Genomic DNA, 26336 nt, shown 5'->3' on the forward strand with positions numbered 1-26336 from the left:
TAAAGCAAAGAGCCTGGAAACCTCAAGGCTCTTTGCTTGTATTAAATTCTCTCAATCTTAAATTCGAATTCCATGTCCTGGTCGGCAGGCATGAGGTATTCATCATGGACCGGAGCACCCCAGCTGTCGTCTCCGCCCACGCCCATTTGCTTTCCGGCCACTGTGATCACACTGTAATGGATTGGCGGAAGCTCATATACGTGCTGGGCACTTTCCAGCTCGAAGGCAGTGTACGGGGAAACATTGCAGTCAAGAGGCTCACCGATAGACGAAATCCTGATTCCCTGTCCCTTTTTATTCGTGACTCTAAGCCTGCGTACCCCTGTCCGGTTTCCTGATTCCTGAGGCAAGACATAGCCTGAAAGATTATCGGCTACCTGGTTCTTGAAAATTCCCAGCCTTGCTCCCATAGAACGGTCTGAATAGTTCTCTTCAGGTCCCATTGCATACCATTCAAGCTGATCGTAGTCGGCAGAAGTCTTGAATGACAATGCAAAAATCGGCAGCTGCGGAAGATTTTGCGCACCGTGGAAAGCAGACTTCACATGGACACTTCCGTCACCTAAAACTGTATATGTCACCTTTACCTCAACCTCAGAACTGATTGAAAACTTATAAGTAAAGCCGATGCTAATTTGATTGCTCTCTTCCTCAACAGTAATTCCGACACATTTACGCGCCAGGCTTGCGGCAAACCACAGTCCTGACTCAAATCCTTGAGCAAACCCCCGGTCATTATCAGTAGTGGCCCTCCAGAATAATGGTGCCGGTGGCAGGGCGATCATTTCTCTGCCAGCATAGTTCAGTGATACCAGTGTTCCAGCCTGCTTTGAGAAAATCACCGAGAAATCACGGCCATGAACACCGATATTGACATCTCCATGAACGACACGAAGCTCACCATCAACAGTTGGCTGTTCTTTAGCTTTTACCTCAAAAACATATTGCCCAAAAGAAACCTCATGGCCTGCATCTGCCCAAACCGTCTTCTCTTTCAATTTGAAAGCAGTTTGAATGGAATACTCACCAGGAGCAGCCGTAATATCAGCAGGAAATTTAAATTCTGCTCTTCCCTCGCTTTGCGGTTTAACATCCACCCCAAGCTGATCACGGTAAATCTCTTTCCCTTCAAGCAGCAAGCTATATTCGAGAACATAATCTGCTGTATCAGCAAAAAGGTTCTCATTGATAATCGTTACACCTTCAACGTCTGGAACCAGTTTAATATTTTGATACAGGAATTTGACTTCCTGCATTTTAGGAGAGAGCTCGCGGTTTGCGTAAACAATGCCGTTTGTACAGAAGCCGTAGTCGGTTGGCCTGTCGCCAAAGTCCCCACCGTAGGCTAAAAATTCTTTTCCATAGCGGTCCTTTTTAATCAGCGACTGGTCAATATAATCCCAAATGAAGCCGCCCTGATACATTGGGTATTTCTGTTCGAGCTCCGTGTATTTATGCATGCCGCCAAGCGAGTTGCCCATCGCATGCATATACTCACAGCTGATATAAGGCTTTTCTGGATTTTCATTCAGGTAATTCTCAATATCCGCAGGTTTCGCGTACATCCGGCTTTCCATATCACTCGTTTCACGGTAATCAGGTGTATAGAATACTCCTTCATAATGAACAAGACGCCCTGGGTCCACATTTTTAAAATAACGTGAAACATTCAGAATCACTTCACCGCCATAAGACTCGTTTCCACACGACCAAATCAGGATGGATGGGTGGTTCTTATCACGTTCGTACATCGATATCGCTCTGTCCAAGACAATGTCTTCCCATTCAGGCTTGTTTCCAGGAATGTTCCAGGAAGGCTCAACCTGGCCCATTTTCTGCCATGATCCATGTGTTTCAAGATTCATTTCATCGATGACATAAACGCCATACTCATCACACAATTGGTACCAATAGGTCTGGTTCGGATAATGAGAGGTCCTTACCGCATTGATATTGTTCTGCTTAAGCGTCTTGATATCCCACAGCATATCTTCCCGGGAAATCGTCCTTCCTGTATAACAGTTGAATTCATGGCGGTTGACGCCTTTAAACACAATCCGCTCTCCGTTCAGGTGCATGATTTTATTGATCATTTCAAAACGCCTGAAGCCGACTTTTTGCGGGACGACCTCTACCAGGTATCCCTTTTCATTAAAAACGTTAATAAATAATTGATAGAGATATGGATTTTCAGCACTCCAAAGCTCTGGGTGATTGATAGCAATCGAGATTGACGCAGCACCTTTGCTAATTTCGCCATCCTGTGAAGCCACCAGATTTCCTTTTGCATCAAAAAGTTCTGCTGTTACTTTTGAAGGATCAGGCTGACCTGATGAAAACTTAAGGTCTGCCACTAGAATTCCATTTGTATAGGTTTGATCCAGTTCTCCACGGATACTCGCGTCAAAAACATGTATTTCAGGAACGGTATACAGATACACATCCCGGAAGATTCCAGAGAAGCGCCAGAAATCCTGGTCCTCGAGCCAGCTGCCCGTACTGCGCTGATAAACCTCAACAGCCAGCTTATTCTCCCCTTCTGTAATGTATGGGGTCAGGTCAAAATCGGCAGGCGTAAAGGAATCCTCGCTATAGCCGACAAATTCTCCATTTAGCCAAACATAGAATGCGGACTCCACACCCTGGAAAGAAATGTAAACAGGTTTGTTTTGCATATTAGCTGGAACAGTAAACATTTTCACATAACTTCCGACTGGATTGTGGTCGGCTGGAATTTCCGGCGGACGGATATCGGCAATACCATCCCAGGGATACATCGTGTTCACATATTGTGGCTGGCCATGGCCCTGAAGTTGAATATGCCCAGGAACCGTGATGTCTCCCCACACAGAACTATCGAAGTCTTTTTTATAAAAATGCTCTGGACGATGAGCCGGATTAATAGAGTAATGGAATTTCCAATCACCATTCAAAACATGCCTCATTGACATAGGTTGACCGCTCTTCGCTTCTTCCACTGTTTCAAAGTACTCATGGTCTGAATGGGCAGGAACCCGATTTACGGCAAAAACTTGAACATCTGAAAGCCACTCTATTTTAGGAATTGTCATTCTAACAAGCTCCCTTTCTTTTCTTTTCTAAAGTTACTATTTCACTGAACCCATCATCCCTGCAACGAAATGCTTTTGCATGATGAAGAAAATGATCGCTACTGGCAGGGTTGCAATCACGATTGCAGTCATGATGACCCCGAAGTCTGGTGAATAACTGGATCCAAGGTTTGAGATCAGCAATGGAATTGTCATGTTTTCAGGTGACTGCAGGACAACAAGCGGCCAAAGATAGCTGTTCCAGCTTGCCATGAACGTAATAATAGCCGCCGCTGCATACGTTGTTTTCATTGTCGGAATATAGATCCTGAAGAACAGTCCAAGCTCTGAGAGTCCGTCAATCCTTCCAGCTTCAAGAATCTCCTTCGGGAACATCTTCGTGCTCTGGCGGAAAAAGAAAATCAGGAACGCCGTTGTTACCGTTGGCAGGACGACTGCTGTCAGCGTATCAATTCCTACCATAGGGAAAGTTTGTGAAACAGAACCAAACATCCTGAACAATGGCACCATTAAAGCCGCGAAAGGAATCATCATCGAAAGCAGAAGGAAGTTAAAAAGAAAGTCCTTCGCTTTGCTGCGGTAGATTTCGAAACCATAGCCAGCCAATGATGCAATGAGCATAGCAAGAATCGTTGTCGAAATCGAAATCTTTGCCGAGTTCATTAAAGCAGGGACTATATCAACTGTATTTAATAGATTCGTAAGGTTTTCTCCGAAATGTGTGCCTGGTAGCAGGCGTCCCTTCGTGACATCAACCGACTTATTTGTTGCACTGACAATCATCCAAATGAATGGAAAAACAGACACGATTGAAGCGATTGTGAGAATGATATAGGCAAATACTCTTTTAGTCATTTTTATCACCTGCCACTTTGAACTGAATGATTGCCAGGATCACAATCATGATCACGATTGCATATGAGACAGTCGCTGCATATCCGAAATCAGGAGTATATTTGAACGATAGATTATAGATGTACTGGGAAATCGACATCGTGGAGTTCCCTGGCCCACCCCTGGTAATATTCATAACCTCGTCGAATAATTGCAGCGTACCGATTGTAGACGTAATGGAAGTAAAAAGAATGATTGGCTTTAGCATTGGTACTGTGATTTTGAAAAAAGTCTGAAAAGCGTTTGCGCCATCCATTTTGGCCGCTTCATAGATTGATTGATCGATATTTTGCAATGCTGAAAGAAAGAAAATCATATTATAGCCAGTCCAGCGCCAGGTAATGGCGATGATAATGGTGACCTTTGCCCAGAAAGGGTCAGTTAAAAATTGAATAGGTGCATCAACCAAAGATGTTTTTACTAGCAAGATGTTAATGATGCCATCCTGGCCGAACAAATACTTGAAAATAACCGCATAGGCTACAAGGGAAGTGACAGCAGGCAAAAAGATCGCAGTACGGAAAACTCCCTTCAGTTTCAGCATTTTGTCATTTAATAAAACAGAAAGGAACATTGCAAGCAAAAGCATGACGGGAACTTGAATGACCAGATAGATCATCGTATTTTTCACTGTTGCAAGGAATGTAGGATCCTTGAATAAACGCGCGTAATTATCGAGGCCGACAAAGGAAAGATTGGCACCGGTTCCAGATTGGAATGACAGAATGAGTGCCTGGATCATTGGATAAAAGTAAAACAAACAGATCATGACGGCAGCAACAAGAACAAAGGACCAGCCGATCAACGTACTTTTCAGCCGCGGGTTCCGGCTCGTTTTTTGAATTTGAACACCAGGGTTAGCTTTTGCCGGTATCATGTAATAACACTCCTTACCTTGTTAATAAAATTAAAGTTCCAACTGCGGAGGTGGCTTCATCCCCTGCTGCCGGTTATAAAAAGTACAAGCGCACGAGCTCTTATAAAAAGATAGCCTCGGGAAATTTCGCCTGACAAATCAGTAGCTCCGCTGAACCTAGTGGAGAAGCCGGCGAATTCCCAAGGCTTTTTACTTATCAATTTCAGTATGTGAGGCTTGCTGTTTTATTATTTAAGTTGTGTTTCAGCTTGAGCCTGAGCGTCTTCTAGCACTTGATCAAGATCTTTCCCTTTGATGTAGTTCTGTGTTTCCACTACCAGAAGATCTTCAATTGCATAAGTGTGAAGGCCGTAGTTGACTTGAGGAATTTCCTCTGTCCACTTAGAGAAATCAGAGATGATTTTTTGTCCTGCGAAAAACTCATCTGCGCTCTGGTAAGCTTCTCCTTCTGCGGCTGGCTTATAGGTACCGATTGCACCAATTTCCGTATTCAAAGTTTGATAGAAATCAGAATTAGAACCGAAAGTTTTAGCTAAGAAATCGGCTGCTTTTTCCTTCCCAGGCACATTCAGGACATACCATGAGCTTCCGCCCAAGTTTGAAGCGTTAACTGAGTTTTCAACACCAGGAAGCTTAGGGAATGGGATCACGGCCCATTTGCCTGATTGTGAAGCTTCCGCTTTTACAGAAGGTGTAATCCAGTTTCCAGTTGGTACTGTTGCCACATCGCCACTGTTAAATCCAGCAAGGAATTGGCTCCAGTCAGACACTGGCTTTACAAGATCGGCTTCTAAAAGTTCTTTATAAACTTCCATCGCAACCTTTAATTCTTCGCTGTCTTTGATGTTAGGAGTTTTTCCATCTTCCTTTGTGTACCATGATCCAGCTGATTGGATCATCATGCGGATTAGTCCAAGGTCGTTAGGGTCTTGTGTCAGCATTTGCTTGCCTGTTGCTTCTTTCACTTTCTTACCGATTTCGATGTATTGATTCCAATCGATACCCTGTAAATCTTCGACTTTGTAACCTGCTTCTTCTAAGTAATCTGTTCTTACATATAGACCAGCAACACCTGTATCGAATGGCAGACCATAGTTCTTGCCATCAAGACTTGTTGGTGCAATTTTGTAATCAGCGAAATCTTCTGCTTTGAATGATCCAGTCAATTCATGGAACATATCAGGATATGCCTGAAGGAAGCTTTGTGCACGATAATCCTCGATCAAGACAATGTTAGGAAGCCCTTTAGTCGTACCAGAGCTTAAGCTCGTGTTCAATTTCTGGATGATGTCTGCTTGTGCATTTTCAACAATGTTGATCTGCACGTCCTTGTTTTCTGAAGCGTAAGTATCTTTTGCTATATTCATAGCTTTAATATTGAAGTTTGGATCCCATGCCCATACTGTAACTTTATTCGAATCTTTTGAATCCCCGGATGCTTGGTCCGATTTTGAACCGGAAGAACAAGCTGTCAATAGCAGCATACTCACTAAAAATAGTGCAAATACTTTTTTCATCGACCTATCCCCCTATGGATATAATATTTTTGAAAGCGTTATCGCCTTATAAAAACATGATAACACCGGTAAAAGCGTTTTCATTAGGAAGATATTCTTCTGTTTTTGTAGTATTTTTGGCAAATGAATGCGTTTACAATTTCAAACTTGGATTATTTTTAGATTCTGTGATTATTTTTAGCTAGTTATATGTTTAGGTCGATCTGTTTCGAGCCTTATATGGTTGGCTATATAAAAAACCTCCAGTCATTCTGGAGGCTTTGGTTCTAATCCTGTTTAATAGGCAAAATAATATGCACCTTTGTTCCTTCCCCTACTTCACTCGAAATGCTGACGCCATATTGACTGCCATAAATAAGCTGGATTCTTTCATGGACATTCTTGACACCAATACCTGAAAACAGCTGCTGTTTACGTCTTTTCGGAGGAAGCTTAGTATCAGATGTCACTTCCATTCCGTCACCGTTATCGGCCACTTCACAAACGAGACTTTTTCCATCCTGCCAGATCAGGACATTGATGGTTCCCTCAGGCTTATGGTTGAAGCCATGGAAGAAGGAGTTTTCCATGAAAGGCTGTAAAATCAGCTTCGGAATTTGATAGTTCAGGCAATCCGGTGAGACAAAATAATTCACCTTGATGCGGTCTCCATACCGCTTTTGATTAATCAGCACGTAATTTTTTAAATTATTGATTTCCTGTTCAACGGTAATCGTTTCGCTCACATTGCCGATTGTATTCTGAAGCAGGGAAATTAACGCATTGATGGTCGCTTCTGTTTCGGCCTTTTCTCCTTGCTGGACCATGAACTTGATGGATGTCAGGGTATTGTATAAGAAATGGGGATTGATTTGCTGCTGTAATGCGGCAAGCTCCGCATTCCGCTGCTGCTTCTGGGACTGCACCAGCTGGTCGACATACTCCTGAAGTTCATCGAGCATGGAATTAAAGGCATTTCCAATTTGCCTTGTCTCATATGTACCAGTGACAGAGACATATTGATGGAAATCGGTTTTCGATGCATTTTCAATTTGCTTCACAAGCCTTGAGAGCGAATTCGTCACTCTCCTGGTAGCGAGGAATACGACGAGCAAAGCCGCTATGACAATAAAGAGCGAGATAATCGCAATCTTCTTCTTATCAATTAAATCGCCAATCGCCGCTTCCTTGTCGATGACATTGAACATATACATATCGAAATACGGCAGATACTCGGCAAGAATGATATGCTCCTTGCCCAAAAAATTCCCGACTACATAGGCATTTGGGGTTTTCTTGATATCTCTGGCATAATTGAGGAGCCCCTTTGCCTCTTTGCCAATGAGATTCGTCTGGCTGCTGGAAACAATGATGCCGTCTCGATCGACGATGAACACATCATTGCCTGGACTTGTATAGTTGTTGTATGCCTTGTAGCGAAAATCACTTTCCTTGACCGCAAAGTACATAGCACCATACACGTTTCCTGAGCTGCGCTCCATTAAACCTCTCGATGCGACGATAAACCGTTCATCACCGGTATTTGCATTTCCCCTCGCCTGGTGGTCGTAATGGTACATCAATTTCTTAGGCTGGTTCAGAGTCTGTCTTGAGAGAAGACTGTCTTTCAATTCTGCATCCGTAATCGGCCAGTAGCTGCGGTCCGTTGCAAATACCAGATCGTTTTTGCCGCTGGCAATGACACTTACATTATAGGACACAAGATATGGCTGGATTCTTTTCATTTGCTGGCTCAGCAAATAATAAGCATCCATTTTTTCCATATTCGAACCATCCTCCGACAGCACCTCCCTGACGGTACCGTTTTGGAGTAGATTATTTGAAGCGAGGACAATCGCATAATTAAAGGTCTCAAGATTGTCTTTTACCTGGTTCATGACCTTGGCATTGGAAATACTGAATTTTTCAAAGAAGAATTCCTCCGCCATTCGCACAGTGGTCCAGGTAATCGTGATGGATACGATGCTAATCATTAAGAAGGTAATAAGAAACATGATAATAAATAGATTGTTATGTTTAAAACGCTTTAGGATATATTCCATAGGTCTCTGTCTCTTATCTCAAATTTTGTTTTCTTCTGTATTGGCTTGGAGATGAGCCTGTCGCTTTTTTAAATACCTTGCAAAAATAGCTGTGGTCAGAATAACCGACCATACTGCTGATTTCCGAAATTGGGGCATTGGCACTGGTTAACAGCTTCTCGGCTTCTTCAATCCTGATTCTGTTCAAGAACTCAATGAAGCCCTCATCATTATGGGCGGAAAAGTAGCTTGAAAGATAGGAGGGATTGAAATGAAAATGCTTAGCAACATCCTTAAGTGTAAGCGGCTCTGCGTAATGATCCCTCATATATTGCATGATTTCCCTGATATTCAGATCCTCTTGTGGAGCGGGAATTGAAAAAATACAATTTTTCGCCTCATCGATAAACTGCTCCATTAAAAGCACGGTCTGTTCAGCATTAGGTGCTTCCTCAATTGCCTGGAAATAAGTATATCTGGCATTTTCAAGCTGCTTTACCTCATAACCCATATTGGCAAGAAGAACCGTCATATTAAAAATAATGTTGCCTAAAAAGGATTTAAATTCAAATACATCCGTTGTATAGCAACCGGATAATGATTCCACATGGTTTTGTAAATAACCAAAAGCGGAGTCAAAATGCTTCCGCTTGAATTCACCAGTAAACCAATCAAGATCGAAGCTGTCACATTCAGGCACTTCAGTCCCGAGGCTCATATCTGTTAGAAGCGGTACATTCGGAAAATAGAATCGATATTGGAGCAGCTTTAATAGCCTTTCCTTCACAACCTTTCCCAACTGTGAGAAATCTTGAAAATCCTCGGTTAAGACGAAACCAATCAGGGGATGAGATATGGCAAATTGTTCTGCAGCTGCAGTAAGTTCCGGCAATGAAGGCTTGTTTTGATTCAAAAGGATCCCAAGCGTATTTGGATCATAATCGAAAGAATGCGGGACAACGCCGTTTGATATGAATAATTGCTCGAGTTTTTCTACTAGCTGTATTTTAAAGTCTGCCTTCCCTTTTTCAGGATGTTTTCTTAGGTCGAGGCCAAGAATACTATAATGATCATAAGGAAAAACGCTCAGCAATTGGCTTTTCTCATATTCTGCTTCATACCCGGAAATCATTTTGCTGATGATTTTCCCTATCGACTGATGCTCGTCCGAACCTTTTTCAACTGGTTCGAAGTCTGGAATCCGGCTAACCGCTCTTTTCAGTACACTTAACAGCCCCTCAGCATCAAGCTTCGGCTTAAGAATATAATCGACGACACCGCTTTGAAAGGTGGATCTTACATATTCAAAGTCGCCAAAGCTGCTTAGGATGATCACCTCAATTTGTGGGAATCTCTCCTTGACCGTTTTCGTTAATTCCTCTCCGTCCATAATAGGCATAACCATATCTGTAAGGATTATGTGCGGGTGTGTGCTCTCAACCAATTGGAGAGCTTCCTGGCCATTCGAAGCCTCCCCGACAACAGTGAAACCTTCCTGTTCCCAATTGAGATAATGCTTAATGCCTTGCCTGATCAATAACTCGTCATCCACAATAAGTACTTTGCAAAGCTCTCCCATGATTAACACCCCCAGCTAATTGATACTTTCTTATTGCTCATTTTACTATAGAACACTACGAGTCATACAAGGTTTTATTCTCTTCGCTAATTAGAGGATATAAAAATGCGGTTGGAGAAAGTAATGGACGAAGAGTTCATGTAACAAAAAATTGCGGATACCCTTTCATTTTTAAAATCAAGGACTAACATGCACGCCTGTGCCGGTGATTATACCCATTATCTTAGTCGATCCATTAGGAATATTGATTACAAACCATCAACTCTGAAATTGCGTAATGAGGCCAGGTATTAGTTTTTAGCAAAATAGAGCGGAGATAGGAATTCGATGCAATCTCGGTCAACACACAAAACCCATGAAGAGATGCAAGCACTTCAGATTTCCAACTAATTTTACTCTTCAATATGTTGCTCCAATTCAAAAACTCAGGAAAATAGTTATACCTTTCTACTCCCCTATTTATCTATCAAAACTACCATTCTCCCAAGGTCCACTAGTCCCTTCCTCTCATTTATTTCGATAATCGAAATATTCGACAAATTGCAGCAACATTTCACTATTATACCTATTAAAATAGCCGAGAAATTACTTTACTAGTTTAAGGAGTGATAGTCGATGAAGAAAAATAAAGTAATCACCGGACTAAGTGTATTGGCATTATGTACTGCCCTTGCCTCACCAACGCTGGCAACCAACTCGCCAAATGGGAATCTCTACAATGAAAATCAGGTTTATTCTGTCAATGGATATACCGATTATGCGGAAATGGTTAAGCGACTGCAGCAAATCGAAGCGAACAGTCAGGGAAAAGTCGCTTTGGAGGTTGTTGGCCAATCTAACCAGGGAAGGGATATTTACCAGGCGAGAGTCGGGACCGGCGAAAAGGTTGTCCTGATTGAAAGCGAGATCCATGGCAATGAAAACACTGGTACCGAGGCTCTGCTTAGCATGCTTCAATATCTTGGATCCAGCAACTCGCCTGAAGCACAAAAAATCCGCGAGGAAATCACTCTTGTCACTTTGCCAAAAATGAATCCTGATGCGTCAGAGCTCGACCGCCGCGGCAATGATATGTCATGGGAAGAGGTCGTCGAGGATTTCCCTCAGCTTGCAGATGCGGCAAAACCAGCCTGGAATTACTATAACAACCGTATTATCCAGGACAGAGACTACAATGGCAGACCAGGATTTGACGTAAACCGGGACTTCAACCCTGATCTTGATTATGTTCCAAAGGCAGAAGATTTCCCTGGCACATCAAGTCAAGCTGGCTGGTACATCACGCCTGAATCACAAACCGTGCGAGATGTTTATAAAAAGCTTCAAGCAGAGTTCGGTAAAGTAGATGTCTTCATCGACCTACACCACCAGGGTCAGTATTATGTTGAAGGAACAGATGACCTTGTCACCATGTCCCTATCAGCAGACTTCGTACCGGATCCTAATACGGCAGAAGGCGCCAAATACGCTGAGTACAAAGATAACTATAATTTCGAGTATTCCAAGCAACTGAATCTCGCTGCCTACAATGCGCTGCAATCACTTGGTGAAAGCTCACCATTCAACAATATCACCCTTTACCAGCAAAGCTTGGACCTTCCTGGAACTGCACTTGGAAGCTTCGCTTTGAACGGAAGCGGGACAGTCCTTTTCGAAGTAAGAGGCCAATCACACTCATTAGGACAAAAGAAAAAAGGCCAGCTGGTCAAAGCTGTAGAAACCGGACTATATGGAATCATCAACGGGGTTGTGGATGGTTCAGTAGAGACACTGGACGCGGATGAATATGATAACATCCCACAAACTGCCTATTCACCAAGTTTATAATAGAATGAAGAAAAGCGGAGGACTGAGACCTCCGCTTTTTGATGCATCCTAAAAACTAATCAACGCCGCCAGACACTCAGACTATTTCAGATTTCCATCAATCGCTTTCCAAAACTCTTTCGCGATTATTTTATACCCTTCCTCACTGAGATGTATATCAGCTGGATTAGGCAGGTATTCATCATAATGTTTAGCGATTATTTTCTCGGTTGGAACATAGGTGTCATCGTTAGCTTTGGCAGCTTCTTCAATCGTTTGGTTCAACGTCTCTAGCAAAGGTATCAATGCAGCTTGCTGCTCCCCCGGCAAGTAGGGATATGGATTGTAATACCCCATTACATAGACATCAACATTTGGATTTAGTTTATCTATTATTTCTAAAATCTGGTTTAAATTTTCCTGCACCCCTACCAGGGCCGTTTGGATTTTAACAAAATCGTTAGTTTTTAGTACCCCTAGAAGATCATTTGCCCCAATGTCCATCACGATGACTTCTGCATCTTCTATAGATTGCTTGACATCACTATTGGTAAGTACATCAATCAATAACTGACTGGAAACATATCCTGGGACACCTTTATTATTAAAATCCCCCTTGTATTGAGATTGTTCAAACCTTGCTTTTAAAAACTCCCCATATCCTGGACCAATTTTCCGATATGGAGTCTGTCCTGCAGCCAAAGAGTCACCCAGTATTGTTAAATCTGCAACTTTCTTTTCCGGCTTTGCTAATGCTCCTCCAGGCAAGCCTACAAGCAACGTTCCCGCCAGCAAAACACTAGCAATTTTTTTTGTAAAAATCATAGTATCCCCCTCTATTCGTTCTTAATAAAGCACAACATTATTTTAACAGAGAGAAGAAGTAAAAGATAGAATATTTAGTCAACTTAGTAATTTCGAAGCAAAAGAACGTATCCTATGCCTATGCCTCTTCCTCTCCATTATTTTAACTATTCATTCTTTCACCTTACCTCGACTTCGTCGCTTCCTTCATGGCTATATCCAATATGGGACACCGGCACATTGACCCGTGGCCCTCCCAACGGCAACCGATATCATGCCTTCCCTAAAATTTTTTCACCATTCTTTTCCTTTTCATCCTATAATAAGAAGGATTATATCATTTGATGGGAATGAGTTTTATGTCTGATATTATTTTAGCTATTGGAAAACTACTAATTAAAGGCCTATTGTGGCTTCTAAATTTGATCTTAGGTGATACTTACACTCTCCTTAAGGTACGGTTCACTAGATGGATCAGGCGCAAGCTTAAGCTTGATAAAAAGAAATATGAAACAGTAAAATCGGATGATGGCCTTGCATATATCGGCGGTCGCAAGACACAGTTCGTCATTGGCGGCGGCTCTGGTGAATTTGAATATGAACGAAAGGCAATCATTGCAAAATATGATGATTCGCTTTTAGAACTTCCTGAAGATCTCCAGACAATAAGGAATCAAATCATCCAACGGGAAGAAAAGAAAAAAGAAGATGGTTTGAAGCATATGTACAATACACACCAAGTGGCATTGATTAACGCTTTCCAAACAAATTCCGATATTTTTGAACAACCCTATCCGGTTTTTCACTTTAAAAGATCGGATTACTATAATTTCCAGGCAACAATCGGAAGTTTAGACAAACCAATGTCCGGAAACAGTGAAACAATTAGACAAAAGTATATAGATAGTCTTGAAGATATACATGTCCCGTCACCGATTCTTTCTCATGGGATCGGCATTATTCTAACTGTAGTGACATCTGATGAAAAGATAGTCTTCACTCGAAGGAAAAAAGATACTGGAATAAGACCTAATGAACTGGATGTAAGTGTTGTAGAAGCAATCGATCCTTATATGGATGCAAAAGACGATGCTAATGGAGCTGAGAACAGGAATAAACCAATAGACTTACATAAGGCTGCTCAACGAGGATTAAAACAGGAATTAGGTATTGAAGTGGAAGCAAACCAAGTGCATCTACTTGGATTTGGGATGGACCTCGAATACTATCAATGGAACATAATTGGAACAGTTAAAACTGAACTTACATCACAACAAGTCCTGGAATTAAAGTCATCAGGTATTCACGGAATCAATGAACTGGCAAAACTCGAGTTTGTTCCGTATGACACCATAAAAGTAGCTGAAATCCTTAACAAAGAATCTCTATGGAGTACAGCACAAATGGCTTTATATTGGACAATGGTCTATGATTTCGGGAATCCTAACAAAGCTTCTGCAGATCGAATCTTTAAGGCGGTCATGGAAAAGGGCGGTCAAATCGCTGGATAAGGATGTGAGCTAGTTGACTTGGAAAATTAACAATAGCAGGACGGAAAAGATTCATAGGCTTGAGATCGTCATTGATGACCTTACCCTGCCTAATACGGAACATACCCAATACTCTTATATTAAATTCGGGAAAGCAGTCTGCATCCTGCCGATTACAGAGGACAATAAAGTATTATGTCTCAGGCAATATCGGCACCCAATACGAAAATGGCAATGGGAGCTGCCCGCCGGATCAGTTGGTCAAGATGACTCCGACCCACTGGCAGCTGCCATGAGGGAATTAGAAGAAGAAACAGGTTATCAGGCAAACGATTGGACTCCACTTGAAAGCATCTACCCTTCAGCTGGCGCAATAACAGAGCATACCTATCTCTTTGCTGCCAGTGGATTAGTAAAGACAAAGCAAAATCTAGAAACAACTGAACAACTTGTATTACATGAACTCGATCAAAAAGAACTCTATGAACTCATCACAAAAGGACACTTCCAGCAAGGGGCAGGGACTGCAGCCATTTTACAGTATTTATTGCGGAAGCATGGGAATTCCTTATTTCTCTGAAGAATGTAAGTAGGCGGTTGTCTACGTACTCTTTGTTTGGGTTAGGAAATAGGTAGCCCAGGCATATTTCAATTCTATCAAAAGATAACAATCCTGAAATCGGGATACATTACACTATTGAAAACCTGCTGAAATAAGAGGAGTCAATAAAATGATGAAATCAATTGTCATACAAAATATCTCATCAACAAAAGAATGGGAAAAAATCTTTCAGTTTGCCTTAGTTAATTGTGACCAGTTTACCATTACATTTCCTGACGGAGAATATGACGCATATAACCCTTTAATGGGGGGATTGAAAGAATTCAAACTTTTGAAAGACATTGAGATTAATGCAGCGCCTGGGATGGATGAAGGAGTTATATTTAGCGGCAAACTTACAGGAGAAACGGTGGCATTGTTCGAAAATAACATAGCACCGTCTTATAGCGGGTTTAAACCCTCACTGTGGAGCTTCCAATTGTTGAAGGATCACGAACCATGGCTTGAAGTATCCGATTTTACGGTCTGCCTGCTGTACATGTCTATGGAAATGGAATACTTCTTAGAAAAAGAAAGTATAGATATCAATTCATTAATAAACTAAAAAATACAGTCCTCTCAACTGCTAAAATTTCGACACTTTCTAGATTTCCTGAATCGGGCGGTGATTTTTTTCTCTGGATGCAGCACCTTTCTTTTCTGGTTAACTATTTTACTGAATGAAGGAGCAATAACTAAACTCAAAAAAAGAAGAAGTGCAAGGTCCACATCCCTCACACTTCTACTTTCACTTTGACTCCCAAAGAAGAAACGAGAACCGCGTCTCTCGTTTAACGATTAAACTACCCTTCATAAATTTTATTACCATTCAAATTAATAGAATAGAATAATCGCTTATTATTTAAATCCTCGAGATAAATAAACTCCTCTATATTTACATACCAGCCAATATTATGACTATCGACATCAAGATCACCGGTTAGTTCGATACGAACTGTATAGTTGCCATACTTATTTCGATCGAGATTGACTGACTCCAATGTCAGATCCTTAAAAGCTTCGTCTGACTGGATAACTCGTTTAATTTCACTTGCAACACCCTGCTTAATTTCTAGAGCTTTTTGATCGCTCATGTAGTAATCAGGTGTTACACCATTGTATTCCTTCAAGTACTCTTCAATTAGATTTACTCTTTCATTTAATGAACTTAAATCTTGGCTTTGACCATTCTGACCTTCTAATGAGGCAATTTTCTCGTTTGCTTTTTCCAATTCCGCCTGCAAATTATTTATTGCAATTTGCTGTTCCATTACCATATCGGGCAATCCCTTTCCGTCATTACCAGCAATAACCCAAGTCGAACTTGCTGTTACCAAAGCTACTCCCACTACCAATCCTACTAATCTTTTACCCATCATACTCACCTTTTCTTATAAATTGTTCTATAAGTCATTATCAATTATAAACTCTTCAATCTAATTCATATATCTTTAATTTTTCATGCTAGGCGATATGACTCTGAACGTCTTGCTTCTCCATACATAAAGCAAGAGCTGCTCTAATCACATTTTATTAAATATGGAACATGGTGACGCTTCTTATGTCTTGCAACAAATTAACGCCCAAACCACAGACAACACGCAATCTTTCTTTTCTTGTTGCAAATGGATGTATTTGTTCGATCTTCACCATCAGATCAGGTTACATCCACCTGCTTCTCCAGCAGCTTGGAGATCGAGGTGCAGTGAAATAAAAACAGAATAAAATTAAATACAAGAAGAAGCATAGGTTCACCCCCCTTACTTCCACTTGGGGATGTCCCGATGCTTCTTCTTTCTATAATCCTACAAATCCTAAATATATTGGTATTATCAAAATCATAATGATTACATATTTTAAGTTCCACCGAATTGAGAGTTCAATGAGATCTACCTTTAATAAATTGGCTAATAGATTATTTACTGCTGTAGCAGGAGCTACTGGATTTGTGATTCCCCAGCTGGCTAAAAGCAGTACCGCAAAATATTCTGGGCTGAATCCAATTAATCCAGGTGTTAAACTGGTTACAAAAATGGTTACCACTACAATTGGATGAATTCCAATCAATGCAGTAATAAAAACAATGAATGAAAGAAAGTACGCTGTTCCTAGATGAAAGGATCCAAATACATTTTGAATGAAATTAATTAAAGAGGTACTTAAGTCAGCGTGGATAAAAGCGCCGCTAAAGAAGCCTGCTATTAAAAATAGTACGATTTCTTTTCTCATTCGAGGGATTCCAATATAGACATGTTGCCTTAATTCTTGAAAATATAGGGTTCCCTTCCCTGACAAAACACACCAAAGTAGCGGAAAAGCCAAAGAGACTAAGCAGATCATTAAGACGATAGAGTATCCAGTCATAAATTCAAGAAATAACACAGCAGCTGTTATAACAATTAAATATGTAAAAAGCTCAAATACCTTCTTCTTCGCTTGAAGCAGGGTCTCTCTGTCATGGTTTAGTCCCCTTTCTCCTTGTTCATCCGGAAAGCTAGTCTTAATTTGTTTCCGGTCGATTATCAAACTAACCAAAATCCCTATTATTGAAAGCCCAATTGAATAAAATACAATCGACGACCATTTGATAGGCAACTGGCTTAAGATTAGAGCCATGGCAGAGAAGTAAGGAGACCAAAAAATGCTCGTCACAAATCCTCGATTTATCGCATTTGCTACAAGGCGGGGAGCTTTTATATTAGAAGCAGCCGTTAATTGGTTAACGATTGAAACTGATCCTATATTTAAAACTACACCAAGAAGATGGGTCAAAAAAGTTGTCCCAAGATAAAAAAAGTATGGTTCATTCATTTTTTTATATAAAACGATTTTTAACGCTTCAACATATCCGCCTGTTTTTACAGGTATTCCAAGCAAAGGCACTACTAGAAATATAGCCACAAGAGTTATATTTATCCGCAGGGATTTAATCCACTCGTGCGCCGGGACATGATGATAAACCATTAGTGAAACAGCTGCAAACATTAGAAACACACTAATCACAAGCGTGGTTCCCCTTATCCTCGGCATTACCAATATTATAACGGCAAGTGCGATAAAGCTTACGAACCACTCTACCTCTGTAACCGGGAGCAATTGAAGAAGGATAAAACCGATGGCGAGAAAACCAATGAGAATGCCTTGTACCTTATCTCCACTCTTTATTGAAATACGGGCTTGGTGTTGGGCAGAAACAGACGATTGTCCTTTCACGGTAACTCCTTTCCATACGCACCACATTATTAAGTTGGTTCCCATCTATGTGAGTTGTTATTATCATTAATTTTTAATTAAAGCCGAATTTCTTATCTTTTAAAAACTCAGCCATATGAACTCTTCTAGGCTCCTTGTATAACTCCGAAACATAATTAGTCCATGTCTGACTTCGCTTTGCTGATGTTCTATTCTCATAATAATGTTTCATCGTATCATTGTATTCCTGAATTAATCCTGCTAATTTTACATTGTCATATTGTTCTGTATGAACCACAGCACTTAATGGCATTCTAGGCTTTTGCTCATTGACCTTTTCAGGGTATCCAAGGCACATCCCGAATAACGGGAAAACATGTTCAGGTATGTTTAATAGATCGCACACTTTTTGAGGATTATTACGTATACCACCTATAAATACACCACCCAAGCCGAGCGACTCTGCAGCAAGGAGGACGTTTTGCCCAAATAATGCCGTATCCACAGTGGCAACTAAAAGAGGTTCGACAAGATTAAGATTCATAGACTTTTTTTCAAATTCATGGCTTAGCTTAATACGGTTTAAATCTGCACAAAAGACCAAAAAGACAGGACATTCAGCAATATGGGCTTGATGACCACTCAATTCTGATAGAGACTTCTTTCTATCCTTTTCTCTTATAACGATGACTGAATAAGCTTGTAAGTGATTAGAAGTTGATGCCCATTGGCTGACTTCAAAAATCTGATTCATAAGATCAGAAGATATATCTTTATCTCTAAAATTTCGAACGGATCGGTGATTTTCCATAACATCCAATAAAAAATTCATAACGCCGCCTCCCTACTCTAGGTTAACCCTACATACATGAGAAGGAGAAAAAGCTACAGCAGCTCTTTCTCCTTCAGTTGGTCCTTTGATTACTTGATGATTCCCGCAGCCTTTAAGACCTCTTTATTAAGATCATAGTCTTTCTTCATAATCTTAGCGAACTCTTCTGGACCAGCATAGCTTGGCTGAACTCCAAGCTTAGCAAATGTATCGATAACTTTTTGATCTTCTAATGCTTTCTTAAAAGAGTCATGCAGTACATTTATGACATCTTCCGGGGTATCTGGCGGTGCGATAAGCCCTGTCCAAACGTCAGAAGCAACATCGACCCCTTTTTCCGTTAATAATGGAACATCTTCTAATCCAGACGATTTAAACGACCCTGTATTCACGAGAGCACGAATTTCACCTGATTCAATTTGGGGCATTGCTTCTACGGTCTGAATAACAGCACCCTGTACGTGTCCACCCAGCAATGCTGCTAGCGCTGGTGCTCCTCCTTCATAAGGAACGTGCTTTAACTTGGCGCCAGTCTTTGCAGAAAAAGCTTCCATCGTAATATGCTGTGTTAAACCCGCACCAGTTGTTGAATAAGTAAACTTGCTAGGATTAGCTTTCACATATTCAAACCACTCTTCATAGGTTTTCCATGGTGCATCTTTCTTTACGACTAAGACGTTAGGGGTTGCAACTACTTGAATGATTGGTTTTACTGTTTCTGGTGAATAGGCTGTTTTGTCTGTATGCGGTTTAATTGTCATTGGCCCTACCGTTGTCATGCCGATTTTATAGCCATCCGGTTTTGCATTAAATACCTCTGTTGTACCAATAACGCCAGCTCCGCCTTCTTTATTGACAACTGTTACATTGTAGTCGTTCGGAAGATATTCGGAAATAACTGATGAAAGGGCTCTGGATGCGGTATCAGTCGTACCTCCTGGTGCATAGGGAACGATGATCTCGATATCACGCTCAGGAAAACTTGCAGCAGCCTCCCCATTATTAGTTACATCACTTTTTGAACATCCTGCAGCGAGCAAGGCTGCAAATCCGACAACAGCTAATTTTTTAAATACTAATTTCATCAATTTCTCCCCCTTAAATGTTATCTTATTGGTGAATCATTAAATCTTAAGCAGGAATATCTTCTTCCAAACTGTCTTTACCTTTAGTTCTTCTCCAAAAGTCCTTGATCAGAGGATAAATAAAGCTCACAATTGCTATTCCTAAAAAGACTGCAGATATTGGTCTTGTAAACAAAACGGTAAGATCCCCACTTGATTCGATAATTGTCCTTCGTAGATTTGACTCAATGATAGGCCCCAGAATAATCCCAAGAATAAGCGGCGGCAGTGGATAATTGAATTTCTCAAGTAAGTAACCAATTACGCCAAAGACTAGTGCTATCCAGACATCGAATAGGTTATTGGATAGAGAGTAGCTGCCAATGAAACATAGAGTTACAACAATTGGTAGTAATATATTCTTCGGAACATCGACTATTTTCCCTACAAACCTGACAGCAAATAGCCCGATTAACAGCATGAATATGTTCGCAATAATTAATGTAATGAACAAGCTATAAACCAGCGGACCGTTATTTTGGAACAATAATGGGCCTGGTGTTACACCTTGAATCAATAGTCCCCCTAGGATAACAGCTGTTACCACATCACCAGGAATACCTAGTGTAAGAAGAGGGATAAGAGCTCCACCAGTTACCGCGTTGTTTGAAGTTTCTGTAGCAATAACCCCTTCAGGAATCCCAGTTCCATATTCCTTACGTCTTTCAGGCTTAGCAAAACGCTTAGATTCGTTATAACTTAAAAATGTTGCAATGGATGTCCCGGTACCAGGGATGATTCCTATAAAAGTACCGATAGCAGAAGCACGAAGGAATTCTTTCCAATAAGAGAACGTTTCTCTTAGCGAAATACGTTCACGCTTATATTTAATTTTCTTCTTAAGCCCTTCTGTAGCTTTTTCCTCTATTTCCTTAATGACCTGTGAAACGGCGAAAAGACCAATTAAAGCAGGAATGAAGGAAACTCCACTAGTCAAGTTCACACTACCGAATGTAAACCGGGCTACACCACCAATCGGATCCATTCCGACCGTTGCGATCATAAGACCTACAGCAGCTATCATCAAGCCCTTTACAACGTTTTTACCTGATATTGTACCGACAATACTTAAGCCAAACACTGCCAGGGCGAAAAATTCAGCAGGACCAAATTTCAAACCAAAAGCGGCGAGCTGGGGCGCAATCAGTATTAGAACGATGCAGCTTAAGATGCCGCCAACAAATGAACCTATAGTAGCATAATTTAGCGCCTTCCCTGCTTGTCCCTTTGCGGCCATCGGATACCCATCTAAAAGGGTAGCTGCGGCTGAAGGCGTTCCCGGCGTTCGAATCAGGATAGCTGTAATGGATCCTCCATACATTCCCCCAATATAAATACCAAGCAGCATACTTATAGCAGGGACCTGAGGCAAACTGAATGTATAAGGAATCAATAAGGCTATCCCCATGGTTGCCGTTAAACCTGGAATGGCACTAAATACAACTCCCAGGAAAACACCAGCAAACACCAGAAGCAAAGTTTGCACTTCGAATACTTGTGCTAGCACTTGTTCCATTTAACATACCTCCTTTCTTGTTAGATATGAACATTGAGAAGTATCTCAAAGAGCAGAAAAATCGTACCGACAGAAATGGCTGAAACTGAGAGTAGCAGCTTATAGCTTTTTACTCCGAGCAATAGCATAAGTGAGAAAATCAATAAAAATGTTCCAATTTTATAGTCAATATAAGAGAGACTCAGAACGTAACCCGTCATAATGGAAATCATTGTTATAAATCGGCCTAGCTGAAAATCGGAGTTGTCACTCGAGGCCTTCGATTTTGAAAAAAACAATAGTAACAGCTGCAGAACATTAAAGAATATGATCGTATATAAAATCAGCTTTGGATAGAATCCAGGACCCAACTCTTGTGTAGCATTCGGCTCCGGTAATTGATTCACCATATAGAGCATGAAAATGCTTAAAATTAGCATAATTAAATTGACTAGTCCTTCTTTTTTCATCAAAGTCACCTCCACGTCGTATCCATATTAATCAGTTCAACAATTAAACAGTATAGAAGGGCTGTTCTTTCTGCCAGCGAGTCAATCCACAAAAACTCTTCAGGAGAATGTGCACCTCCACCATAAGCTCCTAGACCATCAAGGACGGGAACTCCTGTCTCAGCCGCATAGTTCCCATCACTCCCACCGCCGACCATTGCTTCATCAATAGAAAAGCCAAGAATATCCGCTTTCCTTTGTACTATTTGAAGAAGTTGATCAGTAATTTCCGTTTTTATAAGAGGAGGCCGATAAACAGAACCCGAAACATTGAGTTTAGTACGTGGGTTTCGGGCTTTTAGGTTGCCGAAGGCCTGCTGGATTCTTTGGACTTCACTTGATTCCGAGACCCGTACATCAATTTCAGCTCTGGAAAATTCAGGTACTACATTGAATAAGTTACCGCCCTTTATTTCACCTGTATTAATGGTTGTTCCCTTTGAATGGTCCGCCAGGGTGACAATATTGGTGATTTGAAAGGCCAGTTCTTCTATCGCATTAGCTCCATCCTGCGGATTAAGTCCTGCATGCGCAGAGATTCCCTTGACTTCAATCGTATATTTCCCTCCGCCTTTTCTTGATGTTTTTACAGCTCCGGCATCGGTTGCTGGCTCAAGGACAAGGACTACTCTGCTTTTTGCCGCTTCCTTTTTCACTACATCCCTGCCAGCAGGGCTACCAATCTCTTCATCTGATGTTAATAGCCAAACGATTTGATAGTCTCTCAGATTGATATCTTGCAAGAGTTCAAAAAGATGATAAACCATGACATAGCTCGCCTTAATATCAATGACTCCCGGCCCTTTAACCTTGTTGCCTTCTATTCGAAAGGGCATTTTCTTGATTGATCCTTTGGGATATACGGTATCTAGATGACTTAGCAATAAGATTTGCTTTTCACCGGTACCACGCTGAAACCGCAGATGATTTCCATAATGCTCTTCTATCAAGCTTTCTGCTGTGATTGGATATTTCGAAAATATCTTTTTAAGATGAGCACCTAATTCATCAATTCCATCTTTGTCATGGGAAAATGACTCTCTCTCGACAAACTCCTTTAACAAGCGTAAGGATTCTTTTTGTTTTTCTTTTAGACGTTTTGAAATATCTAACATCCAATTCTCCTCTATATTATTTATGAGGTAACAAGATAATCAGCCCGCTTGCCTTCCAGCACGTCTATGACATTTTTGGCTGTCAGCATTCCAACCTCTCTTAATGCTTCTTCAGTATATCCAGCCATATGAGGAGTTGCGATGAAATTTGGCAGCTCTAGCAATGGGGAATCAAGCAATGGTTCTGTTTCAAATACATCCATTGCCGCACCTTTTATTAACCCTGCCTTGAGAGCTTGATACAAGGCATTCTCATCAATAATTCCCCCGCGTGCGGTATTAACAAGGAAAGCGTTATTCTTCATGTAAGAAAGTTCTTTCTCTCCGATCATTGCTTTGGTCCCTTGGTTTAAATCTGTATGAATAGTTATAAAGTCAGACTGCTTCAGCAATTCATGAATAGTTACATATTTTCCTATGCCTTGCTGTTCAAGCTGTTTATCCTGGTAGACATCATAACAGAGCACCTTCATATTAAAGCCCTGCGCGCGACGGATGACTTCCTTTCCAATCCTTCCAGTGCCAATAACACCAAGAGTCTTTTGAAATATTTCATTGCCTACAACACGAGGCCACTTTTTCTCTTTTACTTCTTGAACAGAAAAGGGAATCTGCCGGGCAATTGAAAGGAATAAACCAAATACCAGCTCCGCTACAGCATGCTTGTTAGCACCAGGGGCATTAGCCACAAGAATACCTCTCTTTGCTGCCTCATTAAGATCAATATTGTCCACTCCTGCCCCATGTTTAGCAATGACCTTTCATTTTGTCGCATACTTTAAGACTTCTTGGGTAATATTTTCTACTCCTACAACTAAGGCATCAGCATCTGAAAGAGCTTTTGCGAATTCCTCTTCATTTGAAGTAATATCTTTTGGCAGAATCTGAACCTGGCATCCTTTTGATTTGAGTAGGTCAATCGGATCCTTTGAATACAATCCAAATGTAGGGGATGAAGATACGACTTTAAACAATATTACTACCTCCCTGGTCGGCTTTAGGCAAAAGTCTAGCGGAAAAATTATAAGCACGTTCGAAATAGTTATAACTGATTAGACTTTCGCGCTCCCATTGTTATCCCATGAACCTTCCGCCATTGACGTCAAGTACAGCACCAGTCATATAGCGTGAGTCATCTGAAGCAAGAAAAACAGCGGCCTTAGCGATATCTTCCTTTTCCCCCAGAGTTTTTAACGGGATTTCCGATAAAGTTTGTTTCCTTTGTTCCTCTGAGTTTTCTTCATAAAATAAGTGATGCATTCGTTCTCCACTTATGATTAATCCAGGGGCTATGACGTTAACATTGATTCCAAACTCCCCTACTTCTTTTGCCAGCCTCCTTGAAAAGTTGATGACTCCTCCTTTGGCTGCTGCATAAGCTACACCTGTAATTAAACTGGCTGTTCTTCCACCAATGGACGACATATTGATGATTTTCCCACCGCCGCGTTCTTTCGTGTACTTGACAAAAGCCTGTGAGGTCAGGAAAGTACCCTTTAAATTCACACCGAGCACCTTATCCCAGTGCTCTTCTTCGATTTCCTCAAGAACACGAGGGGTGTGCAGGCTTCCTCCTGCATTATTTACCAAAACATCAATTTTGCCGAATGCATCAATAATTTGAGCAAACATCCTCGTGACGTCAGCCTTATTGGAGACATCGCCAACAACGTAACCAACTTCGTATTCCGCTTCCAATTTTGATGCTGATTCCTTCACTAGCGTTTCATTCACGTCGTTCAGGATGATTTTCGCCCCTTCTTCCGCTAGATGAATAGCAATCTGCAATCCTAGTCCACCGGCAGAACCAGTTACTAGGGCTACTTTGCCGTCTAGTTTCCCCATGTAATCACCTCTTCCAGCCTGTTAATAGAGAGCATTGCACCTTCTGACACTTTAATAGTGATAGGTGGTATTTATTAAACCTGGACAAAAACAGTTCCTTCTTCCTCTAGGACCTCAAAGGTTTTAACGCGCACATTTTCTGGATCAAACAGTGAGCATCCGGTTTTAATGTCAAATTCCCAATTGTGCCAAGGACACTTGATCACTTCTCCGACTTTTTCCAAGTTGTACTCGCCAGGTTCTGATGCCATACACGTTCCATCAAGCGAACCGTCAGAAAGGGCAGGTCCTTTATGCGGGCAAACATTTCGCAGTGCGTATATTTCACCATCCTGTGACCGAATGACAACAATGGATTTCCTTTCAACTGTAAAGGCTTTCATTTGTCCTGTCTTTAATTCCTCTGCTTTACAAACGGTATATTTCAAAGAGACTCCCTCCTTTTAAAATGAATTGTCAACACTACAGCTTATATAACTCTCTAGCATTTTCATAAAGTATTTTATTTTTTAAATCATCAGAAATCTTAGGAGGCAATGTACGTTTTGGGGCATCGAAATCCCAATGCGGATAATCAGTTGAGAACATCAGCATTTTATCCGTCCCCATCATGTCAATGATATCTAAGAAATGCTTGGCAGAAATATCATGCCATGGCTGGGTACTGAATCTCATGTTATCCCGGAAATAATCGCTTGGCATACGCTTGACCCAAGGCGTTTCCTGTCTGAGTCCCTTATAAGCTGCATCCATCCTATTCATCATAAATGGAACCCATTCAAACCCACCCTCAATAAGAGCAACCTTCAAATCTGGATATTTATCAAAAACTCCATTTGTAATAAGGCTGATGACTTGTGTCATATAGGCTTGAGGATGTGCGGCACGCCAAGCAACATAGTACCTGAGGAAATCTCCGCCCTGGAAATTAATATCTGCTGACAAATGCATACCAATTGCCAGCCCATGGCGATTAGCAGCTTCAAAGATTGGATGATAGTAAGGATCTCCCCAGGCAAAGTTCCCGATGGACAACATGACCTGTACCATTTGCGGATGCGAGCCGACTCGCTCAATTTCACGGACAGCTGCTGTCGGATCAGCCGGAATCGTTATTGAACCCAGTAATCGTTTATCCTTATTAAGCCATTGTTCAATTGTATAGTCATTGTAAGCAGATGCTCTCGCTGCCGCAAACTCAAACCAGCCTGTGGCAACAGTCGCTTCATGAAACCATCCGCCAAGAACAGCATAGGTAATTTCGTGGTCATCCAACAGTTGCTTTTTTAATAGGTCAAAATCGGATCCTGGCGGTTTTTTATTTTCACCGAATGAATCTCCTCTATATTTCGTACCGCTGCGGACTTGGTGGAAAGGAGTAGTTTTAATCGGCTTCCAATTGTATTCTGTGATATAACGCTTCCAATGATCTGATAAATAGGGAACCAAATCCTGTACAGATGCTATATCATGATGGACGTCTGTATCAATGACTTTAAACTTAGTCTCTTCTTTGGTGTTTTGCTGAGACAATACTGTATCATTCATTGTCATCCTCTTCCTC

At 41.2% G+C, this 26336-nt stretch carries 23 protein-coding genes; 4 read left to right on the forward strand and 19 right to left on the reverse strand.

Features of this window, described 5'->3' with window-relative positions; genetic code table 11:
• Nucleotides 1-41 precede the first annotated feature (41 nt).
• The 6 genes from lacZ to AC0VX7_RS21995 form a co-directional block, all read right to left on the reverse strand.
• A complete protein-coding gene (gene lacZ / locus AC0VX7_RS21970; RefSeq protein WP_475425916.1) occupies nucleotides 42-3071 on the reverse strand; it encodes a beta-galactosidase, LacZ type in 3030 nt (1009 codons plus the stop codon).
• 36 nt (nucleotides 3072-3107) lie between these two features.
• Entirely contained in the window at nucleotides 3108-3926 is an 819-nt protein-coding gene (locus tag AC0VX7_RS21975; protein ID WP_475425917.1) for a carbohydrate ABC transporter permease, read from the reverse strand.
• Nucleotides 3919-4842: a carbohydrate ABC transporter permease gene (locus AC0VX7_RS21980; protein WP_475425918.1), complete on the reverse strand. Its 924-nt coding sequence runs from the start codon at nucleotides 4840-4842 to the stop codon at nucleotides 3919-3921. The genes AC0VX7_RS21975 and AC0VX7_RS21980 overlap by 8 nt, the downstream gene beginning before the upstream one ends.
• Before the next feature lie 227 nt (nucleotides 4843-5069).
• A complete protein-coding gene (locus tag AC0VX7_RS21985; protein WP_475425919.1) occupies nucleotides 5070-6359 on the reverse strand; it encodes an ABC transporter substrate-binding protein in 1290 nt (429 codons plus the stop codon).
• Between the two features lie 266 nt (nucleotides 6360-6625).
• Nucleotides 6626-8401: a cache domain-containing sensor histidine kinase gene (locus AC0VX7_RS21990; protein WP_475425920.1), complete on the reverse strand. Its 1776-nt coding sequence runs from the start codon at nucleotides 8399-8401 to the stop codon at nucleotides 6626-6628.
• Nucleotides 8402-8414: 13 nt separating this feature from the next.
• Nucleotides 8415-9959 carry a response regulator gene (locus AC0VX7_RS21995; protein ID WP_475425921.1) on the reverse strand — a complete coding sequence of 515 codons (1545 nt, stop codon included), beginning with the start codon at nucleotides 9957-9959 and terminating at the stop codon, nucleotides 8415-8417.
• 615 nt (nucleotides 9960-10574) lie between these two features.
• On the opposite strand from AC0VX7_RS21995, the gene AC0VX7_RS22000 reads away from it, so the two are divergent.
• A complete protein-coding gene (locus AC0VX7_RS22000; RefSeq protein ID WP_475425922.1) occupies nucleotides 10575-11786 on the forward strand; it encodes a M14 family zinc carboxypeptidase in 1212 nt (403 codons plus the stop codon).
• Nucleotides 11787-11867: 81 nt separating this feature from the next.
• Here AC0VX7_RS22000 and AC0VX7_RS22005 read toward each other — a convergent pair whose 3' ends face one another.
• Nucleotides 11868-12590: a GDSL-type esterase/lipase family protein gene (locus tag AC0VX7_RS22005; protein WP_475425923.1), complete on the reverse strand. Its 723-nt coding sequence runs from the start codon at nucleotides 12588-12590 to the stop codon at nucleotides 11868-11870.
• A 338-nt stretch (nucleotides 12591-12928) separates the two neighbouring features.
• Here AC0VX7_RS22005 and AC0VX7_RS22010 point away from each other — a divergent pair, with 338 nt between their 5' ends.
• The 3 genes from AC0VX7_RS22010 to AC0VX7_RS22020 all read left to right on the forward strand — a co-directional run bounded on the left by AC0VX7_RS22010 (nucleotide 12929) and on the right by AC0VX7_RS22020 (nucleotide 15225).
• The gene (locus AC0VX7_RS22010) at nucleotides 12929-14080 is read left to right on the forward strand and encodes a hypothetical protein (protein WP_475425924.1); all 1152 of its coding nucleotides are present in this window, start codon (nucleotides 12929-12931) and stop codon (nucleotides 14078-14080) included.
• Between the two features lie 13 nt (nucleotides 14081-14093).
• The gene (locus AC0VX7_RS22015; protein ID WP_475425925.1) at nucleotides 14094-14639 is read left to right on the forward strand and encodes an NUDIX hydrolase; all 546 of its coding nucleotides are present in this window, start codon (nucleotides 14094-14096) and stop codon (nucleotides 14637-14639) included.
• A gap of 151 nt (nucleotides 14640-14790) precedes the next feature.
• Complete coding sequence (locus AC0VX7_RS22020) at nucleotides 14791-15225, forward strand: hypothetical protein (RefSeq protein WP_475425926.1); 435 nt, start codon at nucleotides 14791-14793, stop codon at nucleotides 15223-15225.
• Nucleotides 15226-15463: 238 nt separating this feature from the next.
• Here AC0VX7_RS22020 and AC0VX7_RS22025 read toward each other — a convergent pair whose 3' ends face one another.
• The 12 genes from AC0VX7_RS22025 to AC0VX7_RS22080 all read right to left on the reverse strand — a co-directional run bounded on the left by AC0VX7_RS22025 (nucleotide 15464) and on the right by AC0VX7_RS22080 (nucleotide 26326).
• Nucleotides 15464-16036 carry a hypothetical protein gene (locus AC0VX7_RS22025; protein ID WP_475425927.1) on the reverse strand — a complete coding sequence of 191 codons (573 nt, stop codon included), beginning with the start codon at nucleotides 16034-16036 and terminating at the stop codon, nucleotides 15464-15466.
• A 421-nt stretch (nucleotides 16037-16457) separates the two neighbouring features.
• The gene (locus AC0VX7_RS22030; RefSeq protein ID WP_475425928.1) at nucleotides 16458-17873 is read right to left on the reverse strand and encodes a hypothetical protein; all 1416 of its coding nucleotides are present in this window, start codon (nucleotides 17871-17873) and stop codon (nucleotides 16458-16460) included.
• A 73-nt stretch (nucleotides 17874-17946) separates the two neighbouring features.
• Complete coding sequence (gene nfsA, locus AC0VX7_RS22035) at nucleotides 17947-18684, reverse strand: oxygen-insensitive NADPH nitroreductase (protein ID WP_475425929.1); 738 nt, start codon at nucleotides 18682-18684, stop codon at nucleotides 17947-17949.
• A gap of 89 nt (nucleotides 18685-18773) precedes the next feature.
• Nucleotides 18774-19769 (reverse strand): Bug family tripartite tricarboxylate transporter substrate binding protein, encoded by a 996-nt coding sequence (locus AC0VX7_RS22040; RefSeq protein WP_475425930.1) that lies wholly within the window; start codon nucleotides 19767-19769, stop codon nucleotides 18774-18776.
• Between the two features lie 46 nt (nucleotides 19770-19815).
• Complete coding sequence (locus AC0VX7_RS22045; RefSeq protein WP_475425931.1) at nucleotides 19816-21324, reverse strand: tripartite tricarboxylate transporter permease; 1509 nt, start codon at nucleotides 21322-21324, stop codon at nucleotides 19816-19818.
• 20 nt (nucleotides 21325-21344) lie between these two features.
• On the reverse strand, nucleotides 21345-21773 hold the full coding sequence (locus AC0VX7_RS22050; RefSeq protein ID WP_475425932.1) for a tripartite tricarboxylate transporter TctB family protein: 429 nt from the start codon (nucleotides 21771-21773) through the stop codon (nucleotides 21345-21347).
• A gap of 5 nt (nucleotides 21774-21778) precedes the next feature.
• Entirely contained in the window at nucleotides 21779-22927 is a 1149-nt protein-coding gene (locus AC0VX7_RS22055; RefSeq protein WP_475425933.1) for a M20 family metallopeptidase, read from the reverse strand.
• Nucleotides 22928-22947: 20 nt separating this feature from the next.
• Nucleotides 22948-23682: a phosphoglycerate dehydrogenase gene (locus AC0VX7_RS22060; protein ID WP_475428222.1), complete on the reverse strand. Its 735-nt coding sequence runs from the start codon at nucleotides 23680-23682 to the stop codon at nucleotides 22948-22950.
• A 6-nt stretch (nucleotides 23683-23688) separates the two neighbouring features.
• A complete protein-coding gene (locus AC0VX7_RS22065; protein ID WP_475425934.1) occupies nucleotides 23689-23901 on the reverse strand; it encodes a hypothetical protein in 213 nt (70 codons plus the stop codon).
• Nucleotides 23902-24001: 100 nt separating this feature from the next.
• Complete coding sequence (locus AC0VX7_RS22070; RefSeq protein ID WP_475425935.1) at nucleotides 24002-24772, reverse strand: SDR family NAD(P)-dependent oxidoreductase; 771 nt, start codon at nucleotides 24770-24772, stop codon at nucleotides 24002-24004.
• A 74-nt stretch (nucleotides 24773-24846) separates the two neighbouring features.
• Nucleotides 24847-25200, reverse strand: coding sequence for a Rieske (2Fe-2S) protein (locus AC0VX7_RS22075; RefSeq protein WP_475425936.1), 354 nt, complete (start codon nucleotides 25198-25200; stop codon nucleotides 24847-24849).
• Between the two features lie 34 nt (nucleotides 25201-25234).
• The gene (locus AC0VX7_RS22080) at nucleotides 25235-26326 is read right to left on the reverse strand and encodes an amidohydrolase family protein (RefSeq protein ID WP_475425937.1); all 1092 of its coding nucleotides are present in this window, start codon (nucleotides 26324-26326) and stop codon (nucleotides 25235-25237) included.
• Nucleotides 26327-26336 lie beyond the last annotated feature (10 nt).

The sequence above is a fragment of the Mesobacillus sp. QJM3NY_10 genome (assembly GCF_056173465.1).